This is a genomic window from Streptomyces sp. WAC05292 (genome assembly GCF_003949955.1).
GTDB classification, from domain to species: Bacteria; Actinomycetota; Actinomycetes; order Streptomycetales; family Streptomycetaceae; genus Streptomyces; species Streptomyces globosus.
The window spans coordinates 21,005-27,912 of sequence record NZ_RPSE01000045.1; the positions used below are offsets into that span (position 1 = coordinate 21,005).

Consider the following 6,908-nt stretch of genomic DNA (forward strand, 5'->3'; position numbering starts at 1 on the left):
GTGAGGCTGGCTCTCGGGGTCGTCGGGGCCGGTCGACGTGGATGCGGCGTGTTACAGGCTGCTGCATGGTGCTCGGGTTGCTGGTGTCGGCGGCTGTGCTGTTCCGGGCGGGGCTGTCCGATGCCTTGCGGGCGCTGACGTTCGGCGGCCGCGTCATGGGGGCGGTGTTCCTGGCCGTTGCGGTCGTGGAGGTGGTCGCGGCCGCGGCGGTCGTGGACTTCTGGGGCCGGCGGGCGGCACGGTATTCGGGGCAGGCGGTCCTGCTCGGCGTCTGCACGGTGGCGGTGACGAGCCTGGTGCTGCTGGTGCTTCAGTGGGAGGGCGGCTACCGTGCCGGCTGGTTCTGGCTGTGGACCGCCCTCGTGGTGTGGGCGGTGTGGGCCGTGTGGGTGCTGGTCCGGGAGAAGGTGTGGCAGGGCATGCCGCATCCCCGGAGTTTCGCCACCGGCGTGGCGGTGTCCGCCTTGATCGGCTCGGCGAGCGTGGCGTACTCGGCAATGTACGTCCCCTACGTGGCCCCGCCCAAAGTGCCGTTCCTGGTGTCCTTCGGAAAGCCGGTCCTCCACCCCGACGGCAAGCGGCTCTTCGTGCCGACCCGCTTCACCTTCCGCAACGAGGGATCGGTGAGCATCTTCGTAGTCGGCACCCTGTGGTCGGCGCAGCTGTGGCCGTCTGCCTTCCGCCCGCAGGGGACGGACCGCACCCGCTGGCGCCAGGAGCTGGGGGATGGCTGGGACACCCACCGGCAGGAGGACTTCAACGCCGCCCCCCGGCTGCTGGCCGCCGGTCAGATCTCCAGCGCGGGCTCCCGGCTCGACCCGGGCGACGACTTCTCCAAAGATGCCGTCATCGAAGTGCCGGCAACCGCGGGGCAGGGCCGGGTGGAGCTGTTCGCGTCGGTGTCGTTCATCCGTGCGGACCGATGCAAGCTCGCCAACAGCTACACGGGATCCATCGAGCACTCATGGGAGGTGGAAGGGAAGGAGCACAAGCACCTGCGTGACGCTCCCGCCTGGCTGGCCGAGCCCGGCGACGACTTCTTCCGCCACCACTCGCGGATCTACCGGTCCAGTGAGGTGATGCGAATGACGCAGGCACCGGACTGGGCCGCGATGTGGTGGGTGATCCCGAAGGGCAACGACGCCGCTCCGTACATGGAGGTGCATATCTCCCGCGATCCCGACGGACGCGAGGTGCTCAGCGAGGAGGAGCAGGAGCCCTACGGGATGAAGACCATGAACAAGGGCATCGACCAGCCCGTCGCGGTACTGCTGCGGCTGGCCGGAGACGGCACCTGACGGCCGGCTTCGACCATCCCGCTCACGACCGGCGTCCGAGTGGCGAGAACGCAAGCAGCCCGCGGCACTCCGGCCGGGGCGCCGGAATGCTGCTTCACGGCACTGGGCGCAGTTGCGGCCCCGTGAGGTCGACCTGCCGACTCCACCAGTCGTTCCAGCCCGACGCGGCTGGGCGCCTCCGCACTGCGGACCTCTGGTGGCGTCTCCCTGAGGAGCGTGGTCGGAACCGGCTTTGCCCGGACCTCGGCTGCCCTGCTCGCCGGTGCTGCGGCTGGCCGCGGTTTCCGGAATCCGGCACGTAGCGGATCGCCCGCCATACGATGCTGCGCGAGCTGGTGGCGCCGCGTCGGAGTCCACCGTGTAGCCGAGGTTGCGGAGCCGTTCGATGTCGGAGGGGATGGTCCTGGTGCCGACGCCGAGCCGGTTCGGCCGGCTCCGGTCCCGGCCAGTCGGTGTGGGACTGAAGTAGCGACAACAGCCGCAGCAAACACGCTGCAGAGTCTCTCGCGGTCATGTCGCTCAGTCTTTCTCCCATCGCGGAAGTGTGGCTGCCGCAGCGGCTGCCACGGGGAGAGCTCTTCGAACAGAAAGGGACATCCATGCAGGCGGCAGTGGTGACTGGCGGGTCGCGCGGGATCGGGCGGGCGGTGGTCGAACGGCTGGTGGGCGACGGCGCCACGGTGGTGTTCAGTTACGTCGCCGACGAGCGGGCAGCTCGGGAAGTCGAAGAGGCGTGTGGCGGGCGAGCCGTCCCCGTGCGCGCGGACGCGGCCGACCATGACCAGATCGAGCGACTGTTCACCACGGCGGACCAGGTGTTCGCCGACAGAGCCGCGGGTCCGCTCTCTGCACTGGTGAACAACGCTGGTGTCATTGATCACGCACCGATCGAGGAACTGACTCCGCAGAGGTTCGAGCGGGTGATGGCGGTCAACGTACGCGGCGCATTCTTCGCAGTGCAGGCGGCGGCCCGCCGGATGGCCGACGGAGGCCGGATCGTCACGGTCTCCTCCACCAGCACTGCCTGGCCCAGTGCGGGGGAGTCGGTGTACGCCGCGAGCAAGGCGGCCATCGAGCAGCTCACCCGTGTCGCCTCCCGGGAGCTGGGGCGTCGGGGCATCACGGTCAACGCCGTATCGCCGGGCCCCACCGACACCGACCTGCTGCGCGCCAATACCCCGGAGGAAGCGGTGGCTGGGGTGGCGCACCTGACGGCTCTGGGCCGGGTGGGCACTCCGGCCGACATCGCCGCCGTTGTCGCGCTGCTCCTCAGCCCGGACGCCGCGTGGCTGACCGGTCAGAACCTCGTAGCCGACGGTGGCCTGGTGTGACAACGGGCGGGACGGAGCCTGCAGTGCTCTGAGACCTTACCGGGGTGACTGGAAGGGTCGCGCGGAGCCACGAAGACGGTAACGGGGCTGGGCGCGGCGGCCGGCTGACCGGCACCCGCTGGCCGCGGCGTAGCCGCGAGGGGCCGTCCGACGCAGTCGCCGAGACCGGTGGTGTGGGGGTGCGAGCCGGCCAGCTGGCCCTCGGGAAGGGGTGACGCTTTCCATGGTGCTCAGGGTCTCGGTGCAGGGGCTTGCGGGGCTGGAGGGGTTGGCGGTGCAGCGCGTACGTGATCACGCCTCTCGGCCGATGCCTGCCCCTCTGCTGGCCTTGCCCGGCCGGGGTTGGCCTTTCGGACCCGGGCGTGGGTAGTTGGCTCGTTTCGCGGACGTGCTCCCGGCGGTGCGAAATTGAGGCCCCCGAGGCGCCGGCGGCAGAGCTGGCCCTGGATGGTGGGAGGGGTTTGCGTGGACAGCGACGAGTCGTGGACGACCGAGGAGTACGGCCGGTCGCACGAGGGCCGTGTCGGGGTGATCCTCGCCGACGGCACGGTGCCGGAGCCCGTGTACTTCGACGGGATCTCCGTCTCCGGTTCGACGGTGAGGCACTGGAGCGTCTACGACGGCTCCGACCATCCCCAGCGGCCTCGGGCGCATGCCTTGCGAGCGGAGTGCACTTGCGGCTGGACGGTCCGGCCCCGCACCGTGGACTGGGAGGCGGCCGGTGATCTCCCCTTCCGCGAGCACGGCAGCAGGACGGCTGAGCGGTGCCTGGAGGACTGGGACCAGCACACCACCGCCGTGCACCAGACCACGATCCCCCTCCCCGCCGAACTGCGCGCGCTGCTGGAGGACGTCGCGGCCGCGATCGAGAAGCTCGCCGAGGACGTGCCCGTCGTCGCGGTCAAGGCCGCCCGCGAACTGGAGGTCACCGCCGCACGCACCGCCCACTGCCCGCCCGCCACGCGCGCGCCCAAGACCCGGAGACGGTCGCCGCAGCCCTCGGCCTGAACGCCGGGGAAACCCGAGCGCTGCTGGCCCGGTTCGGCGGCTGGAGCCCTTACCGCTGACCCCCGACCCACGGGTGCCTGAAGCGCCGGGTCCCTACGGTCGAGCTCAAGCCGAGGGGACGGCTGGCTTTCCTCCGTGCGGCTACTGAGGAGAGGAGGCTCGGGTCGGCCTGCCCGGCGGCCCGGGACGGCGGGAGAGAGGTACCCGCGGTTCGCGGGCTGCATTGATCCAGTCCTTGATCGTGGGTTCGGGGAGTTCGAAGAGGTCCGCCAGGCGCCGGTGGAGTCCAGTCCCGTTAGCGGCCTCGCGGAGGTAGGCGTGGGCCAGCTCGTGTAGGAGGGTTGGGCTCCCTGCATCGGGGGCCGGCCTCGCTTCGCCGGTTGCGCGAGGGCTTCTGCGTTTTCCAGGGCTCGCACGGACGCCGAAGGCGCGGTCGCCTGGCTGGTGCTACCGCAGACGCCGTGATGACGGTAACGCGGTACGGCAGCGCGGTGACGTGCTTGCGAGGTGGTAGCGATGATCCCTCCCGGGGACTTCTCTTGGACGCAGGTCGCCGACAACGCAGCATCATCGAACTCATGCGCCATTTCTCAGGTCTGTGCTCAATCTGGCGAGATGCTATGAGTTGCTTGGCCTGATGAAGCCAAACGGCCTACCGGTGACGGCCCGTGTCTGTGAGCTGCGATCGCCGCAGTCAGCGATGGCCTGGTCATCGTTGCGGCGGCGGCAACACCCAGGTGCGGCCGTCGTTGAACCGGCAGGTGTCGACGGCGAAGACGATGCGGTCGACATACAGCCCGGTGTTGCGGGAGGCGCGCGAGATCAGCCCGGATGCCAAGGCCCTTACAATGATTGTTTAACCCGAAGAAGGCGTGATGGTTGTGAAGTTAGAGGCTGCGGGACGGGTTTGCGTGCTGGCTGCGGTCTTGGCGGTGGTGGCCGCGGGCTGCACTGGGGCGTCGGCGCCGGCGCCGGACCGTACGGACGCCGCTGCCCCGGCCGCCACCGGCACGCCCGGCAAGCCTCCCCGCGCCATGCACGATCCGCCGGCGCGCTTCGATGCCGGCGCAGGTGTACCCATGCCGCAGGAAGCGGGGGCGAGCCGGCTCCAATGGCCGGGAGGAGGGGCGCCGGTGGCTCTCCACAAGCAGACGGCGTACGTGGCCCTGCCCGACCGCGTGCTGGCTGTCGACACAGCGAGCGGCGCGGTCACGACGGCGGCCACAACGAAGGTCGAGCCGCTGTTTAAGCTGTCACCGAACCTTGAGAGCGACCTCCCCGCCCCGTTCGTCACCGAAGCCGAGTCGCCGTTGGTCCTCACCACGTTCTTCGTTCACCAGCCGGGCGCCGGAACACAGGCCCCTCGTGCCTTCATGGAGTTCACGGCGATTCCCACGGCCGCGGGCGCAGCTCCGTGGCGGCTGCCGGTGGACCTGCCGGAATGGGCGAAGGAAAGCCAGTCCCCGGTCGTCGCAACGGTCGTCGGGGCATCGGGCAAGGTTGCCGTCTTCACGCTCTCCGCGACCAAATCCGCATCCAATACCACCACCTATGCCGTCGATCTCGACAGCCATCGCGTGCTGTGGACCACAGACCTGTTCCGGGCGGCGTCGGTCACGGGCGGCACCGTCACAGGCGAGAAGTGGGACAAGAAAGGCGGTGACTACACGGCCGCAGCCGGGTACGACCTGGCCACCGCCGCGGAGAAATGGCGCGCCGAAGACCGCACCAACGTCGACGTGAAGCCGGCAGGGCCCCACCTCATCCTGGTTACCGCCGTCAACAAGGACGACTACCGCGTCCGCTACCGCCAGCTCCTCGACCCCGCCACCGGCCAGGTGAAACGGGACCTCCCGGATGACCTGCCCGGCAGCGACTGCGCCCACGACGGCGCAGGCACCCTCGTGTGTACCGGACGCGACACCGTCTGGGCCGTCGACGACACCAGCGGTGCCCTCCAATGGCAGCTGCCGGACAAGAACGCCGGCCGCATCGCACCCCAGGTGACCGCGGTGTGGCACGGGCGGATCTACGCAGAGGCGAACGACGGCCCCCTCACCTTGGACGCACGCACCGGCGCCGACCTGCCGACACGGCCCGGCCTCGCCCCCTACCTGATCAACGAGTACACCGGCATTGCCGTCTCGGAATCAGACCGCAGCTTGACGGCCTACCCGACCAGCGGATGACCACCGCGAGGCGCGGACGAGGGGAGGGACTCCAGGACCTCTTCGTTTTCACTGCCACGCAGCGGACTGTTACGCCGAGGCGGTCCGCAGCCGCCTCGCTGGTCCGGGCTGAAAAGAACATACCCGGGCGTGCTGCTGGATGCGGCACGCCCGCGGCGGCCTGATCCAGGTGCCCGTGACAGCACTGGGCCAAGGCCGGGCTGCCTTTGGTACGGCACTCTCGCGGCTGAATTGGCTGCGCATTCTGGCCGCGCAGCAACTGGGAGCCGAGCCCCCGTCTCTCCGGCGCATCCTTAGGTGCAGTTGCGTCCCGCGAATGCGTGGAACTCCCCTGCACCCCCGCCGCCCGGGATCGGAAGACAGTCGTGCCGCTCACGTCAGCGATGTGGGCGGCCACACAGTACCAGTGGTCGACCGGCACGCGCCCGCATCACAACCTCGGGCCGGCTCCGGGGCGATGCCCACATCTCACGGCTATTCAGGTTGTGTGATCAAGGTAGTGTTCCGTTCCGGTGTGAATGGTTCGGAAGGGGGCGGACGCCGTGGAGTTGGCCGCGGAGATAGCCGAGTACCGGCAGGGCAGGGGTGTTGCGGCCCGTTTGGTTGGTGAGTTCCGGCGTGCGGTGCTCCTCGTCCCGTACGCGGACGGGTCGGACGGCGGGTTGATGTCCGCGGTGTCGGGCGGGATTCGCTGGCTGTACGCGTTCACCGACGAGGAAGCCCTCGCTCGTTTCGCGGCGGCCCGCGGGCAGGCGGACCGTGAATGGCCCTACCTGTCGATTCTCGGGGCGCGTCTGGTCGATGCGGTCGTCCCCGACGTCGACGGGCCTGCCGGGATCGCCGTGAACGTGGCGGATGCGGACGGGTCGATGCTGTTCCCGCCCGTGGCCGGAATCGTTCCGGACGCGTCCGCGGTCGACCTCCGCGCCGGCGGGGCCGCTCCGGCCGGCGCCGGGGAGGCTTCCTAATGCTGTTGTCAAGCAGCCTCGGTGACAGGCGGTGTCACTTGGTAGCACCGTCGGTCACGGATGAGGGCCCACAGGACGTTGACGCGTCGCCGGGCGAGGGCGAGGACGGCCTGG

At 69.8% G+C, this 6,908-nt stretch carries 6 protein-coding genes; 5 read left to right on the top strand and 1 reads right to left on the bottom strand.

The window, feature by feature from the left end:
- Nucleotides 1–65: 65 nt before the first annotated feature.
- From EF903_RS08435 to EF903_RS08445, 3 genes are all read left to right on the top strand, one after another.
- Nucleotides 66–1,298: a hypothetical protein gene (locus tag EF903_RS08435; RefSeq protein ID WP_125542449.1), complete on the top strand. Its 1,233-nt coding sequence runs from the start codon at nt 66–68 to the stop codon at nt 1,296–1,298.
- Nucleotides 1,299–1,897: 599 nt separating this feature from the next.
- Nucleotides 1,898–2,629, top strand: a complete 732-nt coding sequence (locus tag EF903_RS08440; protein ID WP_125542457.1) for an SDR family oxidoreductase — start codon at nt 1,898–1,900, stop codon at nt 2,627–2,629.
- A gap of 465 nt (nt 2,630–3,094) precedes the next feature.
- Nucleotides 3,095–3,637, top strand: a complete 543-nt coding sequence (locus tag EF903_RS08445) for a hypothetical protein (protein WP_125542451.1) — start codon at nt 3,095–3,097, stop codon at nt 3,635–3,637.
- A gap of 709 nt (nt 3,638–4,346) precedes the next feature.
- On the opposite strand, the gene EF903_RS35070 is transcribed toward EF903_RS08445, so the two are convergent.
- Nucleotides 4,347–4,475, bottom strand: coding sequence for a hypothetical protein (locus EF903_RS35070; protein ID WP_260614962.1), 129 nt, complete (start codon nt 4,473–4,475; stop codon nt 4,347–4,349).
- A 295-nt stretch (nt 4,476–4,770) separates the two neighbouring features.
- On the opposite strand from EF903_RS35070, the gene EF903_RS08455 reads away from it, so the two are divergent.
- Together EF903_RS08455 and EF903_RS08460 are read left to right on the top strand one after the other, a co-directional pair.
- Complete coding sequence (locus EF903_RS08455; protein WP_125542453.1) at nt 4,771–5,826, top strand: PQQ-like beta-propeller repeat protein; 1,056 nt, start codon at nt 4,771–4,773, stop codon at nt 5,824–5,826.
- 542 nt (nt 5,827–6,368) lie between these two features.
- Nucleotides 6,369–6,794 (top strand): SseB family protein, encoded by a 426-nt coding sequence (locus tag EF903_RS08460; protein ID WP_260614963.1) that lies wholly within the window; start codon nt 6,369–6,371, stop codon nt 6,792–6,794.
- Nucleotides 6,795–6,908: the final 114 nt, after the last annotated feature.